Below are 18,083 nucleotides of genomic sequence, written 5' to 3' on the forward strand. Positions count from 1 at the left end.
ACGACTGCACCGCGGCGGGGCGGACCGTAAGCCCCAGCGGAGCCGACGCTGACATGGCGCCGTCGGCGCCACAGGCGGGCGCGGCGGGCACGGTGGGCGCGGTGGGCGCCGGGCCTGGGACCGGCACGACGGCTGCGGCGAGCCTCGAACCGACGCAGAACCCGATCACGCAGCCGCCTCCTCGCCCCCCTCTTACGCGTCTCACTCGTCTACTCGGTCGTGTACTCCTCCACCACTGTGGCGCCCAGCTCCCGCACGATGAGTTCGTGGCCGGAGAGGGCTGACTCGACGAGGTCCGGGTCGTCGTCCTCGGGAATGTCGTCCTCGGGCGCGACGGGCGGCGGCTCGGGGGCGCTGAGGCGAGGCGGTGCGAAGGACGTCCCGGACGGAGCGGCCGGTCCGCCCGCGGCGGCCGACGCAGAAGGTCTTCCGCTCGACGACGAACCGGGCGCCGGCGGAGGCGCGACGGGCGGCTGAGCGGTCGTCGCGGGGCGAGGGGCAGCGGGTGCGCCACCGTATCCGCTGCTGCCGCCGCCGTACGCATTGCCGCCGCCACCGCTGTTTGCGCCGTACCCGCCGGAGGCGGAAGGCGCTGAGCCGCCGTCCGTCGAGGTGACGATCGCCTCGATCTTCCACTGCACATGGAACCGCTCGGCCAGCGCTTGGCGCAGCACTTCCTCGCTGCCGTTGTTCAGGAAGCTCTCGCGGGGGCCCGCGCCGGCGAAGCCGAGTTGCAAGGTGGTCCCGTCGAAGCCAACGACCTGGGCGTACTGGTCGAGCGTGATCCAGGTGACCTTGCGGCGGCTCTTGACCGCGTCGAGGATGTCCGGCCAGAGCTGCCGCGGATCGAGCCCTGCGGCGACCTGCCCGGACGCGGCGGGCGCCGGACTCGGCGCGGGACGGGGAGCAGCACCGGCACCGGAGGCGGGACTGGAGCTGGGACGGGGGCTGGACGTCTCGGGCGCGGCGGCAGAACGGCCCGCTCCCGGCGCGGCGGCGGTCGGCCATCCACCGGGACGCCGCCCACCGCCCGCGGGCGCCGCCGTGGGCCACGCGCCAGATCCGGAACCGGACCCGGACGCGGGGGACGCGGCGGCGGAAGGCGCGGCGGGGGCCGAAGCGCTGGACGCGGCCGCTTCTTCCTGGCGCCGGTCACCGGGGGCGGGGGCGCCTGCGGGACCGGACGGCGCCCCGCTGACCGCGCCGGGCTCGCCACCCGGCCCCGTAGGCGAGCCGCCCGAAACCGCGGGCGCCGCGTGAGCGGCAGGGGCCACGGGAGCCGCAGGGGCCCCACCGCTGAATCCCGCGCCTCCGTCACCGGCCCCACCGACGCCACCGGCCCCCCGCACGGCCGCACGGGCCGCCGCGGCGCCGCCGCCCGGCGGCGCCGCCGGAGGGGACCCTCCACCCGCAGCCACACCACCACTAAAGCCACCGGGACCGGTACCGGTACCGGCTGCCCCGTGCGCCTCGGGCCCAGGCACGTATCCCATGGAGGGCGCTCCCGCCCCAGCGGACGCGCCCGCGCCCGCGGACAAGCTCACGCCGCGCTCGATGCGGTCGAGGCGGGCCATCACGGCCCGCTCGTCGCCGTAGGCGGCGGGCAGCAGCACGCGGGCGCAGATCAGCTCGAGCTGGAGCCGGGGCGAGGTGGCGCCGCGCATCTCGGTCAGGCCCTCGTTGACGAGGTCGGCGGCGCGGCTCAGCTCGGCGGCGCCGAAGGAGCGGGCCTGGTCCTGCATGCGCTCGACGACGTCGGCCGGGGCGTCCAGGAGCCCCTTCTCGGCCGCGTCGGGAACGGCGGCCAGAATCACCAGATCGCGCAGCCGCTCCAGCAGGTCGACCACGAACCGGCGGGGGTCGTTGCCGCCCTCGATCACCCGGTCGACGACCTCGAAGGCGCCGGCGCCGTCCCCGGAGGCGAACGCCTCGACGACGGAGTCGAGCAGCGAGCCGTCGGTGTACCCGAGGAGCGAGGTGGCCATGGCATAGGTCACGCCCTCCTCCCCGGCCCCGGCGAGGAGCTGGTCCATGACGGACATGGAGTCGCGCACGGATCCGGCGCCGGCGCGCACGACGAGCGGGAGGACGCCCTCGTGGACGGGGATCGCCTCCTTGCCGCACACCTCGCCGAGGTACTCCCTGAGCGTGCTGGGCGGCACCAGCCGGAAGGGGTAGTGATGGGTGCGCGACCGGATGGTCCCGATGACCTTCTCGGGCTCGGTGGTCGCGAAGATGAACTTCAGGTGCTCCGGCGGCTCCTCGACCACCTTGAGCAGGGCGTTGAAGCCGGCCGACGTGACCATGTGTGCCTCGTCGATGATGTAGATCTTGTACCGGCTGCGGGCGGGCCCGAAGAACGCCTTCTCGCGCAGGTCACGGGCGTCGTCCACGCCACCGTGCGATGCGGCGTCGATCTCGATGACGTCGATCGATCCCGGTCCGTTCCGCGCGAGGTCGCGGCACGAGTCGCACTCGCCGCAGGGGGTCGGCGTAGGGCCTTCCTCGCAGTTCAGGCAGCGGGCGAGGATGCGCGCGCTGGTCGTCTTGCCACAGCCGCGCGGACCGCTGAACAGGTACGCGTGAGTGACCCGGTTGTTGCGCAGCGCCTGCTGCAACGGGTCGGTGACATGCTCCTGCCCGATGACCTCGGCAAAGGACTCGGGACGGTAGCGGCGGTACAGCGCGAGAGACGACACGCATACGAGGTTATAGGCGGCCACCGACAACCGGACCGGCCTGCGGAGTGTGACTCCCGGTACGTGCGCCCGGCCACGAAAACGCCCCCCACGCACCCGCCAGAGCCAACCTACCCTTGCTGCCTTCCGGCCCTGGGGGAGTTCAGTCAGATAGCGCCGCGTGAGGGGCTGCGCCCAGCGTACCTGATCCCGGCCTGCGGGAACGAGTTCGCAAGCACTCCCATCGGTCATGTAGTGTCTCCAGCGGAGGATTCGCCTAGAGGCCTAGGGCGCACGCTTGGAAAGCGTGTTGGGGGCAACCCCTCACGAGTTCGAATCTCGTATCCTCCGCCAGTGCCTCACCGGGCACGATGTCGAAGGGCCCCACTGCTTGCAGCGGGGCCCTTCGACGTTGAGGGTTGCAGTTTGGGTTGCAGTTGCCGCGATCAGGCGGCGACGGCTCGCTGCGCACACGAGAAGCCGGTCTGGTTCCTCAGCGCCCCCCTGAGCTCTTCTGGCAAGGTGCCCCGCATGGGGGTCTCTGAGAAGACGCGCAAGATCGTGTGGGCTGAAGCTGGCGGGAGATGTGCAATCTGCCGTGGCGAGGTGATCACCCCAGGGACGGACTGTGACGATCCGTCCGTGTTCGGCGAAGAGGCACACATCGTGGCTCGTTCCAAGGGCGGCCCGCGGTCTGGGAACCTCGACGCCGACTCCAGGCACAACCACATGAATCTGCTCCTGCTGTGCAGCAGGCACCACAAGCAGATCGATGATCAACTACACCACTTCACGGTTGAGCGGCTCAGAGAGATCAAGGAGCGGCACGCTGCTTGGGTCCATCACTCGCTGGACGAGCGGGCCGCTGGTGGCCCGAGGCTCGTCCCCGATCCGGCTTTCCCACAGCCTCGGGTGCTGGTACTGATCACTCGCGGCAACCCACTGTGGAACATGATCAAGACGAGCGTGGCGTTCGAGTACGCCCTACCGGATGGCCTTCCCGACGATGACGAGTCGCTCATCGTGGAGTTCCTGGACACCCTCCGCGACTACCTCGATATCGCGCCGGAGCTCCACAGCGTGCGAGAGAACCGGGATGCGGAGAAGTCGCTGGCGCACTACATCCACGACCTCGCAGGGAAAGACTTCCTCGTAGGCGCCCATGTGCGCCACATGCTTTACGTCGATGGTCGAGGCGACCCCTTGGCATGGCCCATGCTCCGGGTCGAGGTTCAGCCTGCATCGCATGCCGTCGTCGCGGACCGGGCTGGCCGACCATGTGTCGACGGGCCGAGCGAAGATCCAGTAGGTGATGGCTAGAGTGGCGGGACCCGTAGGGAGCCCAGCCCAAGTCGGCCCGAACGCAGACGCATTCGGGCCGACAGCCCCGCTGGTGGAATGTGCGGCACTCAGACGACGGGCGGCACCTCAGGCAGGGGCTAGAGCAGCCCACCGATCTTGTCCGCGGTGTCCGGCCAAGGCCGCCAGGCCCTCGCCGCCTCGCAGCGTCGTCCCGGCGCAACCGCCCACAACCGACGCGGGCCTTGACGCGGACGGTCCCCAGACGACAGCGGAGCGAGCTGGAGCGAAGTCCGCATCGCCCGAGGGCGATGCGGACTTCGCGCTCGCGTCCGCCCCGGCGGGGGCGGACGCCGGCCCGGCCCACGGGGCCGGGACCGAGGCGGTGGTGAAGGCCGAGCGCGGCCTCCACCCGGACGAGCAGCCCTCCACCGAACCGAGCGACGCCACCGCCGACAGCACCGTCCGCTTCGCGCCGACCGTGAGCGCCGACGCCTTCGTGCACCACGGCCTCGCCGCCGACGACGTACCGGCCCCGCCTCCCGACGAGTCCCTCCCCGGCGCTGAGCGCCACCGGCACCTGAGCGAGGTGCTTTACCGGCCCCGTTCCGGAACCAAGCGCACCCTGCAACTGACCTGCTCGGCCGAGCCTGCGGAACGCGACTTCATTGACCTCGCCGCCCGCAGGGCGAAGCGCTCCCGCTCGGCCTACCTCATGGACAGCGCCCTCACCTTCGCCCACGCCTACCTCTCCGACCAGCGCCCCGAAGGCGTCGCCCCGCTCCCCTCCCCGCAGGCCACTCAGGACCTGATGGTCCTCTTCGGCAGGCTCATCAGGGAGTTCGGCCGCATCGGCAACAACCTCAACCAGCTCGTCCGCGGCGTCCACCAAGGAGAGTTGCCCGACCGCGCCGAGGAGACCCTTGCCGAACTGCACCAGGTCGCCCGGCGCGCACGACTCCTACTCGACCAGGTCCTCGCCGGAGGTGGCCGCCATGGTGCCTGACGTCTCCACTGGCGACCGCAGCCGCGGCCTGCTGTCCTACCTCTTCGGCCCCGGCCGCCGTAACGAGCACACGGACCCGCATATCGTCGCCGCGTTCGCGATGCCCGGCTTCACCGACCCCGGCCGCGCCCCTCTCAACCAACACCACGACGCCCTCACCGAACTTGCCGACTACCTCGACCAGCCGGTGAAGCTTCGCGAACAGCGGCTGGGCAAGAAGGTGCCGCAGCACGTGTGGCACTGCCCCGTCCGCACCGCACCGGGCGACCGCTACCTCACCGACGAAGAGTGGGCCGAGGTCGCCCGCCGCGTCGTCCACGCCACTGGCATAGCCGAACACGGTGACGACGCGGCCTGCAGGTGGATCGCCGTACGGCACGCCGAGGACCACATTCACATCATGGCGACCAGTGTCCGAGAGGACGGCCGCCGCCCCCGGAACAAGGGCGACGGCCGACGGGCCCAGGCCGAATGCCGCAGGATCGAGGCCGAACTCGGTCTGCGTCGGCTGAAGTCCGGTGACTCGACCGCGCCCAAGACGCCGACCGGTCCGGAAGTCGCCAAGGCCGAGCGACAGGGCCGCAAGAACACAGCACGGGTCTGGCTTCGCGAACACGCCTACGCCGCTGCCGCGGCAGTCCGCGACGAGGACGAATTCTTCGCCGTGCTGACATCTCTCGGGATCAAGGTCCGACCCCGTCTCGGTCCCGTTACCGGAGAAGTCACCGGCTACAGCCTCGCCGCCGCCGACGACACCGATGCCAAGGGCGAGCCCATCTTCTACAGCGGCTCCGCACTCGCCCCGGACCTGTCGCTGAACCGGCTCCGCGAGCGCTTCGCTCCGGCCGAAGGCGAGGCTGCTGGGCGGGCCACAGCGTTGCACGCGAGCCGTGCAGAGCCAGGCGACTCCTGGCGGCACGCCGATGGGGAGCTGCGCACCGCCTACATGCTCGTCACCAGGGCCAACGGCGGAAAAGCAGGAGGTGAGGCAGACGCCCAAGTGCAGGCGCAGACTGCGGCATTCGGCGAGCTGCTGCACAACACCGCAGTCTCGGCACCGCGCCAGCTCCGGACAGAACTGCAAGCAGCAGCCATAGCCTTCAACCGCGCCAACCGCTCCGCCATCCGAGCCGAGCACCGGGCCGCCGACGCCCTGCGTCAGGCCGGAAAGACGCTGCTGACGGCACCGAGCGGCAAGGACGGCGACTTCATCGCTGCCGCGCTCGTCTCCGCCGTCCTCCTACTCATCGCCCTCACCGAGTGGCACGCCCAGCGCGGCCACGAGCAGCAGGCCGCAGCCGCCCAGCAATCCCTCGTCCACCTCCGGGCTGCCCAACAGCAGGCCGCCAGGCCGGCCCTCGCCCAGCTCGCCGCACGCGCCCCCAGTCCCCAAACACAGGACCGGCTCGCCGCAGCCGTCCAAGCCACGATCCCCGAGCACGCACACCGCATCCTCGCCGACCCGGCTTGGCCCGCGCTGGCCACCGCCCTCGCCCAGGCCGAGTCGGCCGGCACCGCGCCCCGCCAAGCCTTGGCCGACCTGTCCGGGCAACGGGAACTCGACACCGCGGACCGACCGGCCGAAGTCCTGGTCTGGCGCCTGCGGAACGCCACCGCCGAGCGAGTCAGCCAGCGGGCTCGGAGCGCGGCCACCCGCAGCGCTCGCAGCAAGCACCTGACGACAAAGACGGGCGCAGCTTCCGTTCCGGCCGCGCAGCCGCAGCCGCAGCCGCAGCCGCAGCCGGTGGATGTGAAACGCCCGCGTCCAGGTCGCTGACGTGCACCTTCCCATGTTGGAAGCTGCCGTAGCGCATCAGAGAGGAACGCGACGGCAGCATGCGGGGGGGCTGGCCACCCTCTTGCGACTAGCGATGATCACGAGCTGAACCGGTACGCAACGCCGTACGCAGGAGAGGCCGGGCTTCTCAGGCGTGCAACCTCTTCACCATCACCGCGTACACCGGGGAGTCGGCGAAGGGCTGCTGCTCGCCCGCCTTCTCGTAGCCCCACGTCGCGTACAGGTCCTGCACCTTCGGGTGCGTCACGTCGACCAAGAGCACCGCGAGATCTTCGCCGCGTTCCTTCAGCAGAGCTTCGTGGAGCCGATCCGAGATCCCCTGCTTCCGCCATCGCGGGCGCACCATGACCTCGGAGACGGCGTAAGTCGCGCTGTACCCGTTGTTCGGCTCGAACTCGGTGGAACGCCACCACTCACGACCCGACTGGAGCGGGGCGCCGTACGCGAAGCCAGTCGGCTCGTCGCCGTCGAAGGCGACGACGCAGGTGAAGCCGTCCATCCCCGACCAGTGATCGACGAACCACGGGAACCGCTGGTTGAACTCGTCGTCCATCGCGTCGGCGTAAGCGTCGGCGTGCACATCGATCAGCATCTGCTTGAAGCCGTCGGGGAGGCTTCCCTGTCCGTAGTGCCGCAGGTCGATCACCCTGGTCACGCTCGACTCCATTCATCTCGCATTCGGTCTGCCCAGTCGCGGGCGTACGTCGTCGACGGCGCCAGCCGGAACAGGTCTCGGTGGAAGTCCCCGATCAGGGTGCGCATGCGCCCCGGCAGTGGAGCGCCCTCCATGATCGTGAAGACGGTGGCCGCGGTCGTCGTGGCCTGCTCGGGCTCCCTCTGGCGGAGTTGTGCCAGCGAGAGCTGGCAGGTGGCCAGCGCGCGGTTGCGTTGGAACTCCGCCGGGATCTTGGCCAGGGCTCGGTGCGCCATCGCCTCGGCTTCGGCGGGCTCACCGTTGCGGTTGAGAATGATCGCCGCGAGGTGGTCGAGTTCGGCCGGGCCGTAGAACGCGGTCCATCGGGGACGTTCGTCCTCGGCCGCCTTGCTGAAGGTCTCCTGTGCAGTCCCCAGAGCCCGTCGAGCGCCCCGCAGGTCCCCCAGCGACGAGTGGGCGAGTGCGAGGCGGACGCGGCCCATGGAACTGAAGAACGGGTCCCTGCGGGCGGCCGGGGAGGCGTTGGCCGCCTGCGCCGCCGCGAGCTGTTCCGGCCAGTTCTTCCGCTGGTAGGCGAGCATGGCCATGTTGACCCACACGCGCATGCCCGTGGGCGGGTCCTGGGAGAGACCGGCGAACGTGGACGACTCGTGCAGGTACGTCTGGGCCGTATCCAGGTCGCGGAGGTCGATGCACGACCAGGCGGCAATGGTGGTGAACTCGGCCGCGAGTGCGTACAGGGCGCGGCGGACACGTTCACTGGCGTTCCGCTGCTGTAGCTCCAGCACCTTCGCGCGGGCTTCGAGGGCTGCGGTCGCCAGGGAGGCGTGCCCGCCCTGGCGGTCGTCGGCCTCGACAAGCCGGTTCATGCCGGCCGAGGCACGGGCCACGTCCGCCATACCTACCGACCGGCGCTGCCTGACGACCGGAATGGCTGCGGCTGCCGTTCCGGTTGTGGAAACGATGAAGTCGCGACGCCGCACGGGGCCCTCCGGGGGATGTTGCATGGAGCTGGGTGCGCTGAACCCTAAGTCCGCCACAGGGCAGCCGAACACACGCTCAAGTGCCGCGCAAGTGCGACTGATTGGGCGTCGGCTTGATCCGTTGAGCAGGTTGCGGACCGTCCGGGAGGAGATTTCACCGGGTCGGCCAGTGACCTCGTGGAGCGCATCGTTGAGCCGAGCAGCCAACTCCTCCTGGGTGATGCCGAGTTGATCCATTCGGCGCCGAAGGACGAGGTTCGCTCCCATGCACCGAACGTAGCGCCACGGTCACTCCGAAGCCCAGACCCCGGGTAATAGGAACGCAAAGTCTTCCGGTTGGTAGGCACGCACGAATCCGGGACTCTTCCTGTTGCTCGCCCTCGATCGCTCGTTGACTGGTCATAGGTCGCCGGATCGGGTTCCGCACGGCGGCCTGGAGGAAAGCCCGGCCCTGCCTCGCTCGTCCGGACCGGGAACCCCACGCCGGAGGGAAAGACCTCGTGACCATGACCGTCGCTCAACCGAATGCGACCGGCGCCCCGGGTTACACCTCGGAGCTGCCCTGCGTCCGCGAGTCCGTGCGCCACGCCCGCGCTTTCGTCTCCAACGTTCTGGCGGCCTGGGACATGGACGACGACATGGCCGACTGCGGAAAGACCATCGTCACCGAACTGCTGGCCAACGCCGTCGAGCACACCGAGACCCCCGTGTCGAAGATCATCATCGAGCGTCCCAGCAACGGCGTCGTCCGCATTGGAGTCTCCGACAGCTCGCGGGGCGCTCCCCACCTGGAGCCGGCTGACCCGAACGCCGAGAGCGGCAGAGGTCTGAGCCTGGTCGCGGCGTTGAGTTCGCAATGGGGCTACGACACACACCCGTGGGGCAAGGTCACCTGGGCTGTGATCGAGGCTTCGGCGGACAGAGCAGTGAGCACCGCACTGGGTCCGAAACCACTGGCCGAGGAGTGGACGCCGCCGCTCGACACGAACGGTTTACGGCTCGTGCTGGAGCGATTCCGGGCCTGGCGACCGCTCGACATCGAGGAGGTCTTCGACGATCTCGACGCGGCGATCGGCAATCATCTTCCGCCCGCCTCCACGACCGTCGCCCTGATCGACCGCCTCCGCGGGCACCTGAAGCAGCTCAGCGACATCACGGTGGCTGGCGACGGGTTTCCACCCACCGCTGAGATGACCCGACTCGTCCAGCAAGCACGCCTTCTGCGGGAGGAGTGCACGCCGGCAGCCCATCGGCAGGCTGTTGGACTCGCCCGGCGTCTCGCCTTTGTGACCGCCGACCTGATCGAGGAATTGCTTGAGGCCCGCTGGATCAAGGGGACCGAGTGAAGCGCGCGCCCACCCAGCCGCGCGCGGCTCGTTGGACTGGTCATCAGGCACCGGCCCTCCGCGAGCGCGGCCCCCCACCTCGCCGTCCCGATGGTGAGCCGACAAGAAGGGGGAACGTCCGCCCCTGGCCTCCCAGCCCATCCGGCACACGAAGCCGACCTGCATCCCCAAGACGTACGACCGAAGGAAGTCCATGACGAAGACGACCGTCGAGCCCGAAGAGGCGACCCGCCTGCGGAACAAGGTGGTGAACGCGCTGTGCTCGGACGGCAACATCTCCTCCCCGGAGATCGAAGCCGTGATGCGCAAGGTGCCCCGCCACGCGTTCACCCCCGGCACCACGCTCGACAAGGCGTACGACACGTACGCCGCGGTGATCACCAAGACCGACGAGCACGCGGTGCAGCTCAGCTCCGTCTCGGCGCCGCAGATCCAGGCGATGATGCTGGAACAGGCCCGAGTGAAGCCTGGGATGCGGGTGTTGGAGATCGGTTCGGGCGGGCTGAACGCGGCCTACCTCGCCGAACTCGTGGGTGAGCACGGCGAGGTCGTCACCGTGGACATCGACCCCGTGGTCACCGACCGGGCGCACCGGCTCCTGGACGAGCACGGCTACGGCAGGGTGCGCGTCGTCACCGTCGATGCTGCCGAGCCCATTCCGGACCTCGGCGAGGTCGACGTCGTGATGGTGACCGCCGGGGCGTGGGACATCGCCCCGGCGTGGACCGCGCAGCTCAAGCAGGGCGGCCGACTCGTGGTGCCGCTGCGGATGCGCGGCCTGACCCGGTCGGTCGCCTTCGTCCAGATCGCGGGCGAGCACGGCCGCTACCTGGAAAGCGAGTCGGCGCGGATCTGCGGCTTCGTCCCGATGCAGGGCTCCACCGCCCACCGCGAAGAACTCCTCCTCGTCAACGGCACTCCGGAGATCGGGCTGAAGTTCGATGACGGTCTGCCGGCCGACCCGCACCTGCTGGACAACGCGGTCACGTTCCCGCGCCACGAGCTGTGGACCGGCGTCGTGATCGGCCTCTCGGAACTGATCGACACCCTCCAGATGGCGATGGCGATCAGCCTGCCCGGCTTCTGCACGATGGCCGTCGACGAGGACCTGGACACGGGGTTGGTCGCCCCCGTGAACAAGCGGTTCGCGCTCGCCGCCGTCGAGGACGACACCTTCGCTTACCTCGTCACCCGCCGCACCGAGGACAACAAGCGCATCGAGTACGGCGTGCACGCCCTCGGCCCGAACGCGAAGCAGTTCGCCGACAAGATCGGGGACGTGCTGCGTGACTGGGAGGCCAACCGGCGTGGCGGCCCCAGCCCGGTCATCCGGGTCTACCCGGCCCACACCCCCGACGACCAGATCCCGGCCGACCGGGTCATCGACAAGGTGCACAGCCGGGTCTCGCTCTCCTGGCCCTCGGCGTAACGCCGGGAGCCAGGCCGTCCCGCACCATCCGAACAGGAGGAAGGGCATCACCATGACGAGCGCCACCCTGGCCCCGGCCCCCGCCCCACTGGCGGGCCTGGACGACGACTTCGCGCCCCTGGACGTGAAGGTCGTCATCGCCGAGCACCCCCACGGCAAGCTCATGTGCTCCACGGGCGACGGCTGCGGCACCACCTGCGCGACCGGCGCCTCCGCCTGCGGTTCCTTCACGGAGGACCCGGCCTGATCCCCGGTTCCGTCCTGGAGGACCCGGCCTGATCCAGGCCAATCCCCGCTGGTGGGTCGGGTGAAGCGCTTCGCCCGGCCCACCGGCCCCCTGTCCCCTTTCTCCGCGCAGCCTGACGGAAGGGCCTCATGGCTTCCCGAGCGATCGTCGACTACCAGTGGCAGGGCGCTGCGCTGTTGCGCGCCACCACCAGCCCCGGACCGGCAGACGTCCCCCGCACCCTCGACCTGGACGACGTGGCCGTCACTCGCGGATGGCTGAACCGGATCTGGCAGCGCGAGGACTTCCGCAGCGCGCTGCGGCTGGCCACCCCCGTTCTGTCCGACGCGATCGAGGCAGTCGTTCAGGGCCGGCAGACCGAGTCCCGCCGCGTCCGCCGCACCGCGGTCTCGACCGTGTCCTACCTGTTGCGCTGGCAGCACCGTCCGACTCCGCTGGGCCTGTTCGCCGGCGTCGCCCCGGTGACGGTCGGGCCCCGGGCGACCGCGCGGTGGGGCGAGAAGCACCGGGCGTTGATCCGGCCGGACTCCGAATGGGTCACAGACGTGGTCCTCCGGCTCCAGCGCACCCCCGCGCTGCTGAAGCGGCTCCCGCTCGTCGCCAACAACGCCGCCCGCACGCGCGGCGATCGGCTCGTAACGCCGGGCCCGCCTTCGGACGGCCACGCCGTCCTGCTGGCCCCGGTCGAGATATCCGTCCGCAACGCCCGGCCGGTAGCCGCCGCGATGGACGCGGCCCGCGCGCCCATCCCCTACGCCGACCTGAACGACCACCTGCGCGACAGCTTCCCGCAGGCCACCCCGGAGCAGATCGACGCGCTGCTCACCAGCCTGGTCGAGCAGCAGTTCCTCATCACCAGCCTGTGGGCGCCCATGACCACGGTGGACGCCTTCCAGCACCTGTGCGACGAGCTGGAACAGCTCCAAGCAGAGAGCGTCCAGGAGATACGGAACCTGGTCCACGAGCTGTACGAGCTGCGCGCCGAGGTTTCCGCCCACCAGCCGAAACTTTCCGACACGAGCGTGGGCGCCCTCGTCACACGGATGCACGCCGTCACCCCCATCACACCGACACCGCTGCTCATCGACACCGTCCTCGACTGCGAGACCCAGCTCCCGCAGGCCGTGATCGCGGAAGCGCAGGCAGCCGTCTCGGCTCTGTACCGGACCACCCCGCAGCCTTACGGCTACCAGCACTGGCGCGACTACCACCGCCGGTTCCGGGCCCGGTACGGCGTCGGCGCCTTGGTGCCGGTGATGGACCTGATCTCCGACAGCGGCCTCGGGCTGCCCGCCGGCTACATCGGCTCCGAACGCGACGCCGCCCCGAAGGTGCGCACGGACCGCGACGAACTGCTGCTCGGTTTGATGCAGCAAGTCCTCCTCGACGGCCGCGAGGAACTGCGGCTGACGGACGAGATGGTCAACGCCCTGGAGAAGGCTGCGGGAACGGACGAGCGGCTGTTCGTGCCGCGGGTGGAGGCCGCTTTCGAGGTCCACTCTCCCAGCACCCGAGCGCTGTCCAACGGTGCCTTCAACCTCCTGTTCACCGCGGTACCGCGCCCCGGCAGCAGCATGGCGGGCAGGTTCGCCCACGTCCTGCCACCCGAGCAGCAAGGCGCCCTCGCCGCCACCTACCGCGGGGCGCCGGACCGCCTCACGGCGCAGCTCGTCTTCCCGCCGCGCCGGCACCGCAACGAGAACGTCACCCGCACACCCCGGCTCCTGCCGCACATCATCGAGCTGTCCGGCCACCGGGAGACCGACGAGACGACGATCCGGCTCGACGACATCGCCGTCACCGCCGACCCGCGCAGTTTCCACCTGGTACAGCTCTCCACCGGCCGGCGCGTCGACGTACGGGTCCTACACGCCCTGGAGGCCGGGACCCAGACCCCACCGCTGGCCCGCTTCCTCGCGGAGGTGGCCACCGGGCGGTACGCCGCCTACAAGCCGTTCGACTTCGGCGCCGGTTCCCGGCTCCCGTTCCTTCCGCGCGTCCGTTACCGCCGCACCATTCTCACGCAGGCCCGCTGGCTGCTGAGGGCCGACGATCTGCCCGGCCACAGAGCCCCTGGGCAGGAGTGGGAGGACTCGTTCACTGCATGGCGGGAGCGGCTGCGGGTCCCGTTGCAGGTCGCCGTGATCGAGTACGACCAGCGCCTCCCTCTCGACCTGTCCCACCCGGTCCGCCTCCGGGTCCTGCGGGCGCACCTCGACAGCGCCGGGCGCGTGGAGCTGCGCGAGGTCCCGGACGCGGACGCCCACGGCTGGATCGGTCGGGCGCACGAGATCTGGCTCTCCCTGGGCCGGGCCGAGCCGGACACTCCATACGTCCCCTGGCCGCGCCCCGCCACGACGACGGCAGCCGGGCGGCACTTCCCGTGGGCCGGCGGCGTTCTTCACGCGCAGCTCCACGCCCATCCTCGCCGCTACGACGAGATCCTCAGCCACCATCTCCCCCGGCTGCTCTCCGCGTTCAGGAAGGAACCGCCCATCTGGTGGTTCACCCGGCACCGGGAGATGGCCCGGCCGGACGCCGACCAGCATCTCGACCTCACGCTGCACCTGCCGCCAGACGCACACGCCACCGGCGCACAGCACGTCCGCGCCTGGGCGGACAACCTGCACAGGACCGGACTGGCGTCCGCTCTCGTCCTTGCTCCCTACCAGCCGCAGACCGGACGCTACGGCAGAGCGGCGGCCATGACCGCCGCGCACCGGGTGTTCGCGGCGGACTCCGCCGCCGCCCTCGCGCAGATCCAACTCACCGAGCGCACCGACGCCTTCGCCCCGCAGGCCCTCGCCGCCGCCAGCGCCCTGCACCTCGTCACCCCCTTGGCGCCGGACACTTCGGCGGCCGAAGAGTGGCTGGTGCGCAACCTCCCCCAGAACAAAGGGCGGTTGAGCAGGGCCCTGAGCAGCCAGGTACTCGAACTCGCCTCGTCGAACGGTGCCTCCGCGCTCGCGGCTCTGCCCGGCGGCCCGCAGGTCACCGAAGCGTGGCGGGCCCGCGCCGCCGCCATGGGCACCTACCGGACGGCCTTGGCCGCCGAGCGCGATCCACTCGACGTCGCCCGGTCGCTGTTGCACCAGCACCACGTCCGGTCTCTCGGCGTCGACCCACGCACCGAGGAGACCACCATCCGTCTTGTGCGGACAGCGGCCCTTCAGCACCGGATGGCGGCCCGATGACCAAGTCGGCCGCCACCGCCGCGGCGGTCTTGGAGCAGTACACCGCCAACCTGGAGGAACCGTCTCCGCCACCCCCGGAGGAGCCCTGGGCGGTGCAGTCACTCGCCGATGGCGCCGCCGGAATCAGCCTGCTGCACATCGAGACGGCCAGCCGATTCGGCAGCTCCTGGCGCTCCGCCCACCGGTGGATCACGAGCGCGGCCTCCGGGCCCATCAGCGCGGCCGACCAGACGGGTCTGTTCCTCGGCGCCCCGGCCATCGGCTTCGTCCTCGCTACCGTTCCTCCCGCCTACCAGCACTTGTACGCCTCGGCGCGCGCGACCCTGCACCAGCACATCACCGACCTCGCCCACCGCCGCGTGGACGCCGCGCTCGCCCGCATCGACCGTGGCGACCTGCCGACGTTCGGGGAGTACGACCTCTTCTACGGCCTCACGGGGATTGGCGCCTACCTCCTGCGCACCGACCCCGAGGGCCCAGCCCTGGAACGGATCTTGCGTTACCTCGTCGCCCTGACCCGGCCGATCACCCCTGCCGATCACGGGCTGCCCGGCTGGTGGGTGGGCCACGACCCGGCCCGCGGCCAGTCCCCACATTTCCCCGGCGGGCACGGCAACTTCGGCGCAGCCCACGGCATCACCGGCCCACTCCTCCTCCTGGCCCAGGCCCTGCGCCGCGGCGTCACCGTCGACGGCCACCAGGACGCCGTGCGCAGCATCTGCGCCCACCTCGACGCCTGGTGCCAGCACGGCGATTCCGGCCCGTGGTGGCCCGAGCACATCTCACGGCGCGACCTCGACCGCGGACGGCCCCACCACGACGCCCCCGCCCGTCCGAGCTGGTGCTACGGCACGACGGGCATCGCACGGGCCGGTCAACTCGCCGGGATCGCCCTGCGCTCACCCGCGCTCCAGACCTTCTACGAGGACGCCCTGTACCGGGCGTTGACCGACTCTGCGCAACTCGCCCAAGTCACCGACGACGGCCTCTGCCACGGATGGGCAGGCATCTACCAGACCGCCCACCGCGCCGCCGTGGACGCGCTCGACCCGCGCCTGAGCACCCTCCCGGACCGCCTCGATGACGCCCTCACAGCACCCGACCAGCCCGGCCCGCCATCGGCCCCCGGCCTGATCAACGGCACGGCCGGCACCGCGCTCGCCCTCACCACCTTCGTCTCGCAGCAGTCACCAAGCACTGGATGGGACGCATGTCTCTTGATCGACTAGTTCCGACAACCGAGCCGAACCAGGCGCAGCACGCAGTCCTCGCTGCGCTCACGGGCCTCCCGATTGCCAGCGCAGCGGAGCAATACCGGATGAACCCCGTGGTCCTCTCCGACGCAGTTGCGGTCTATGACCATGCCGGCCGGGAAGCCCTGACCCGTCACGCAGCCGCCACCGAGTGGTGGCAGACGTACCTCCACTTCACCGACTGGGCGAACGCAGATGCCACCTTCACCACGCGCGTCCTGCCCATCCTGCGCGAAGCGGAGGCCACCGGCGCGATCGACGGCTGGTGGTACACCAGAAAGCACCCCTGCTGGCGTCTGCGCCTACGGCTCCAGCCCGCGCACGACGCCAAGTCGGCCATCGAGGAAGGCTTCAACCGCCTCGTCTCCGAAGGCCACCTCCAGCGCTGGTGGCCTGGCATCTACGAACCGGAAACGCTGGCGTTCGGCGGGACGACCAGCATGACGGCCGCCCACGCCCTCTTCATCACCGACAGCCGAGAGATCCAGCAGCTCCACCAGCGCCGCGGCATCACCATCGGACCCAGGGAACTCTCAGTCCTCCTGTGCACAATCATGATGCGCGCCGCTCGACTGGAGTGGTACGAACAGGGCGACGTCTGGGACCGCGTCATCACAACGGAACATCGCTCGGCCATCAGCGACGTTCCGCCGGACCGTCTCAATGCCCGAGCCCGCGAGATCCACCCTCTCCTTCTCGCCGACTGCGATGCCCTGCTGCGCCCCGGGGGCCCACTGGAACCCGTCGCCGAATGGGCCGCCGCGTTCCGCAGCGCCGGCCAGGCACTCGCCCACGGCGTCCAGGACGGGTCGCTGGATCGCGGACTGCGACAGGTGCTCAGCTACCACGTGATCTTCCACTGGAACCGGCTCGGGCTGTCCATGCGAGGGCAGAGCATCCTTACCTGGGCAGCCAGGGCAGCGATTCTGCATGGGGACGAGCAAACGCCTAGTTGATCAACGCACCAAGTGGCGGAGTCTCGTGGGCGACTAAAGCGGACGCGCCAGGACAGGCCAAGGTCAGGCGTTGCTGGCCGAAACCCACCGGTCGAGGGCCCGCTTGGCGGCGCCGGAGTCGATCGACTCGGCCGCCCCCTCCATACCGGCGCGGATCCGCTCGGTGAGCGGGGCGTCTCCCGCAGTCTGCACCTCCGGCGTGGTGAGCGCCGCCCCGGCGTTCAGCAGCACCGCGTCACGGACGGGACCGCGCTCGCCGTTCAGCAGCCGCAGAGCGACGTCCGAGTTGTACGAGGCATCGGCGCCGCGCAGCGCCTCCACCGGGACGAGGTCGAAGCCCAACCTCGTGCGGGTTGAAGCGATGTTGCGCAGGGGCCGGTGGCGTTGCGCTCGCGTGCAGGGGTGACCCCACGGCTTCTCGTGGGCCCGCCGAAGGCACGGTCTGGATCCCCACGCCTGCGGGGGTGGTCCGGCGTTATCGAGCACAGACCATCTCGTATGGTGTGGTCCCCGCGTCTGCGGGGGTGGTCCCCGAGAAGTCCGAGTGCGAAAGCGCCGTTGATCCCCGCGCCTGCGGGGCTGGTCCCCGAGAAGTCCGAGTGCGAAAGCGCCGTTGGTCCCCGCGCGTGCGGGGGTGGTTCCAGCAAGGCCGCGTTCTAGCAGCCCGGCAGCCCGTGGTCCCCGCGCGTGCGGGGGTGGTACCGGCTACCACGGACAGGTCGTGTCCCTGGTCGGGTGGTTCCCGCGTGTGTGGGGGCAGCTCGCCGGCAGCAGGTCCGATTGGTCGAGGCTCAGCCCGAGGAGCTGCGGGGAAGGCCTACGCCCCTCATCTTCAACCGAGACGTCCCAGTGCGTCATCGCTCTCAGATACAAGGAAGTCTGACGCCGGTTACGGCGATGCGATAACGTCTCCCGCATCGCCCGGGAGCCACCCGTGGCGCCACATCTTCGTTAAACGAGACGGGACTTGTGCCGGTTCGTCCTAGGCCGACGTACCTATGTGCACAAGTCCCGTTCCCGTTACGGATCCACCCAAGAACCAGTAACAAGGAGATTGTAGATGCGCGCCTTAACTTCGTCCGGCTACAGCGACCGCCACTGGCTGGTCATCTCCGCGATGATCTCCGGCTCGCCGGATCGCCCTCTCGTCTGGGCTGGCCTGGTCCTACTCGGAACCGCTCTCTCGCTCTGGCTCAGGCGCTGACATAAGCCGGGGTGGCCGCCGGTCTTCGGTGGCCA

13 protein-coding genes, 1 tRNA gene, 1 other RNA gene and 1 pseudogene are annotated in these 18,083 nt (G+C 70.3%); 11 read left to right on the top strand and 5 right to left on the bottom strand.

From position 1 onward, the window contains the following. Positions 1-209: 209 nt before the first annotated feature. Together ABZ861_RS15210 and ffs are read right to left on the bottom strand one after the other, a co-directional pair. Positions 210-2,699: a DNA polymerase III subunit gamma and tau gene (locus tag ABZ861_RS15210; protein ID WP_361629517.1), complete on the bottom strand. Its 2,490-nt coding sequence runs from the start codon at positions 2,697-2,699 to the stop codon at positions 210-212. A gap of 77 nt (positions 2,700-2,776) precedes the next feature. After that, positions 2,777-2,871, bottom strand: an RNA gene (gene ffs, locus ABZ861_RS15215) — signal recognition particle sRNA small type. A 73-nt stretch (positions 2,872-2,944) separates the two neighbouring features. On the opposite strand from ffs, the gene ABZ861_RS15220 reads away from it, so the two are divergent. From ABZ861_RS15220 to ABZ861_RS15235, 4 genes are all read left to right on the top strand, one after another. Then, positions 2,945-3,032 (top strand) — tRNA-Ser (locus ABZ861_RS15220). Between the two features lie 177 nt (positions 3,033-3,209). Beyond that, positions 3,210-3,998 (top strand): HNH endonuclease signature motif containing protein, encoded by a 789-nt coding sequence (locus ABZ861_RS15225; RefSeq protein ID WP_361629520.1) that lies wholly within the window; start codon positions 3,210-3,212, stop codon positions 3,996-3,998. A gap of 364 nt (positions 3,999-4,362) precedes the next feature. Beyond that, positions 4,363-4,983, top strand: coding sequence for a plasmid mobilization relaxosome protein MobC (gene mobC, locus ABZ861_RS15230; RefSeq protein WP_361629523.1), 621 nt, complete (start codon positions 4,363-4,365; stop codon positions 4,981-4,983). Continuing rightward, entirely contained in the window at positions 4,973-6,760 is a 1,788-nt protein-coding gene (locus tag ABZ861_RS15235; protein ID WP_361629526.1) for a mobilization protein, read from the top strand. Before mobC ends, ABZ861_RS15235 begins: the two co-directional genes overlap by 11 nt. 148 nt (positions 6,761-6,908) lie before the next feature. On the opposite strand, the gene ABZ861_RS15240 is transcribed toward ABZ861_RS15235, so the two are convergent. Next, entirely contained in the window at positions 6,909-7,436 is a 528-nt protein-coding gene (locus tag ABZ861_RS15240; RefSeq protein ID WP_361629529.1) for a GNAT family N-acetyltransferase, read from the bottom strand. After that, positions 7,433-8,335: an XRE family transcriptional regulator gene (locus tag ABZ861_RS15245; RefSeq protein ID WP_361629532.1), complete on the bottom strand. Its 903-nt coding sequence runs from the start codon at positions 8,333-8,335 to the stop codon at positions 7,433-7,435. Before ABZ861_RS15245 ends, ABZ861_RS15240 begins: the two co-directional genes overlap by 4 nt. A 590-nt stretch (positions 8,336-8,925) precedes the next feature. Here ABZ861_RS15245 and ABZ861_RS15250 point away from each other — a divergent pair. The 6 genes from ABZ861_RS15250 (at position 8,926) to ABZ861_RS15275 (ending at position 16,844) form a co-directional block, all read left to right on the top strand. Then, positions 8,926-9,765 carry a DUF6415 family natural product biosynthesis protein gene (locus ABZ861_RS15250; protein ID WP_361629928.1) on the top strand — a complete coding sequence of 280 codons (840 nt, stop codon included), beginning with the start codon at positions 8,926-8,928 and terminating at the stop codon, positions 9,763-9,765. A gap of 193 nt (positions 9,766-9,958) precedes the next feature. Next, positions 9,959-11,194 carry a methyltransferase, FxLD system gene (gene fxlM / locus ABZ861_RS15255; RefSeq protein ID WP_361629535.1) on the top strand — a complete coding sequence of 412 codons (1,236 nt, stop codon included), beginning with the start codon at positions 9,959-9,961 and terminating at the stop codon, positions 11,192-11,194. A gap of 52 nt (positions 11,195-11,246) precedes the next feature. Then, positions 11,247-11,441 (top strand): FxLD family lanthipeptide, encoded by a 195-nt coding sequence (gene fxlA, locus ABZ861_RS15260; protein ID WP_361629538.1) that lies wholly within the window; start codon positions 11,247-11,249, stop codon positions 11,439-11,441. Positions 11,442-11,569: 128 nt separating this feature from the next. Continuing rightward, on the top strand, positions 11,570-14,635 hold the full coding sequence (locus ABZ861_RS15265) for a lantibiotic dehydratase (RefSeq protein WP_361629541.1): 3,066 nt from the start codon (positions 11,570-11,572) through the stop codon (positions 14,633-14,635). Next, complete coding sequence (locus ABZ861_RS15270) at positions 14,632-15,864, top strand: lanthionine synthetase C family protein (RefSeq protein WP_361629544.1); 1,233 nt, start codon at positions 14,632-14,634, stop codon at positions 15,862-15,864. Before ABZ861_RS15265 ends, ABZ861_RS15270 begins: the two co-directional genes overlap by 4 nt. Next, complete coding sequence (locus ABZ861_RS15275; RefSeq protein WP_361629547.1) at positions 15,837-16,844, top strand: thiopeptide-type bacteriocin biosynthesis protein; 1,008 nt, start codon at positions 15,837-15,839, stop codon at positions 16,842-16,844. The genes ABZ861_RS15270 and ABZ861_RS15275 overlap by 28 nt, the downstream gene beginning before the upstream one ends. A 63-nt stretch (positions 16,845-16,907) precedes the next feature. On the opposite strand, the pseudogene ABZ861_RS15280 reads toward ABZ861_RS15275, so the two are convergent. Then, a pseudogene (locus ABZ861_RS15280) lies at positions 16,908-17,186 on the bottom strand (anthranilate phosphoribosyltransferase); the annotation flags it as partial. A gap of 718 nt (positions 17,187-17,904) precedes the next feature. Here ABZ861_RS15280 and ABZ861_RS15285 point away from each other — a divergent pair. Further along, positions 17,905-18,048, top strand: a complete 144-nt coding sequence (locus tag ABZ861_RS15285; protein ID WP_361629550.1) for a hypothetical protein — start codon at positions 17,905-17,907, stop codon at positions 18,046-18,048. Positions 18,049-18,083 lie beyond the last annotated feature (35 nt).

The organism is Streptomyces sp. NPDC046985 (assembly GCF_040644415.1).
Classification (GTDB): Bacteria; Actinomycetota; Actinomycetes; order Streptomycetales; family Streptomycetaceae; genus Streptomyces.

Bases quoted from the DNA above. Each gene is read 5' to 3' on its own strand.
- ABZ861_RS15225 (WP_361629520.1), top strand. From the start codon at position 3,210: ATGGGGGTCTCTGAGAAGACGCGCAAGATCGTGTGGGCTGAAGCTGGC.
- ABZ861_RS15235 (WP_361629526.1), top strand. From the start codon at position 4,973: ATGGTGCCTGACGTCTCCACTGGCGACCGCAGCCGCGGCCTGCTGTCC.
- ABZ861_RS15245 (WP_361629532.1), bottom strand. From the start codon at position 8,335: ATGGCGGACGTGGCCCGTGCCTCGGCCGGCATGAACCGGCTTGTCGAG.
- ABZ861_RS15250 (WP_361629928.1), top strand. From the start codon at position 8,926: ATGACCGTCGCTCAACCGAATGCGACCGGCGCCCCGGGTTACACCTCG.
- fxlM (WP_361629535.1), top strand. From the start codon at position 9,959: ATGACGAAGACGACCGTCGAGCCCGAAGAGGCGACCCGCCTGCGGAAC.
- fxlA (WP_361629538.1), top strand. From the start codon at position 11,247: ATGACGAGCGCCACCCTGGCCCCGGCCCCCGCCCCACTGGCGGGCCTG.
- ABZ861_RS15265 (WP_361629541.1), top strand. From the start codon at position 11,570: ATGGCTTCCCGAGCGATCGTCGACTACCAGTGGCAGGGCGCTGCGCTG.
- ABZ861_RS15270 (WP_361629544.1), top strand. From the start codon at position 14,632: ATGACCAAGTCGGCCGCCACCGCCGCGGCGGTCTTGGAGCAGTACACC.
- ABZ861_RS15275 (WP_361629547.1), top strand. From the start codon at position 15,837: ATGGGACGCATGTCTCTTGATCGACTAGTTCCGACAACCGAGCCGAAC.
- ABZ861_RS15285 (WP_361629550.1), top strand. From the start codon at position 17,905: ATGCGCGCCTTAACTTCGTCCGGCTACAGCGACCGCCACTGGCTGGTC.